The organism is Nocardia sp. NPDC004582 (assembly GCF_053602115.1).
Genome location: NZ_JBSGCY010000304.1, coordinates 1 through 1,183, shown reverse-complemented (window position 1 = coordinate 1,183; position 1,183 = coordinate 1). Strand labels below are relative to the sequence as shown.

The 1,183-nt window shown below is 57.1% G+C and carries 1 rRNA gene; it reads left to right on the top strand.

Annotated features, from left to right (window positions below):
- A 23S ribosomal RNA gene (locus ACWELJ_RS34195) occupies positions 1-1,183 on the top strand; the annotation flags it as partial.

The following is a 1,183-nucleotide window of genomic DNA, read 5'->3' as shown; positions in this document are numbered from 1 at the left end:
AGGTGATGGCGTGCCTTTTGAAGAATGAGCCTGCGAGTCATCGGTGTGTGGCAAGGTTAACCCGTGTGGGGGAGCCGTAGCGAAAGCGAGTCCGAATAGGGCGCCCTGAGTCGCACACTATGGACCCGAAGCGGAGTGATCTACCCATGGCCAGGGTGAAGCGACGGTAAGACGTCGTGGAGGCCCGAACCCACTTAGGTTGAAAACTGAGGGGATGAGCTGTGGGTAGGGGTGAAAGGCCAATCAAACTCCGTGATAGCTGGTTCTCCCCGAAATGCATTTAGGTGCAGCGTCGCGTGTTTCTCACCGGAGGTAGAGCTACTGGATGGCCTAGGGGGCCCACAAGCTTACCGAAGTCAGCCAAACTCCGAATGCCGGTGAGTGAGAGCGCGGCAGTGAGACTGTGGGGGATAAGCTTCATAGTCGAGAGGGAAACAGCCCAGATCGCCGGCTAAGGCCCCTAAGCGTGTACTAAGTGGAAAAGGATGTGGAGTCGCGAAGACAACCAGGAGGTTGGCTTAGAAGCAGCCACCCTTGAAAGAGTGCGTAATAGCTCACTGGTCAAGTGATTCTGCGCCGACAATGTAGCGGGGCTCAAGTACACCGCCGAAGCCGCGGCATTCCAGCATTAATCTTGCTTTCGAGCCAGGAGCTGGGATGGGTAGGGGAGCGTCGTGTAGCCAGGGAAGCGGCGGAGTGATCCAGCCGTGGAGGCTGCGCGAGTGAGAATGCAGGCATGAGTAGCGAAAGACGAGTGAGAAACTCGTCCGCCGAATGACCAAGGGTTCCTGGGCCAGGTTAATCCGCCCAGGGTGAGTCGGGACCTAAGGCGAGGCCGACAGGCGTAGTCGATGGACAACGGGTTGATATTCCCGTACCCGTGTATCCGCGCCCAATGGCGAATCATCTGTGCTAACCGTCCAAATGTTCTCTTATCAAGCCTTCGGGCGAGAGGGAGGATTGCTGCACGGGACCCTGGGTGTAGTAGTCAAGCGATGGGGTGACGCAGGAAGGTAGCTGGGCCAGGTGATGGAATACCTGGTGTAAGCGTGTAGGCCGGGATATAGGCAAATCCGTATCCCATGAGGCTGAGACGTGATGCGTAGCCGATTGAGGCGAATTCAGTGATCCTATGCTGCCGAGAAAAGCCTCTAGTGAGTTGGTACACGGCCCGTACCCCAAA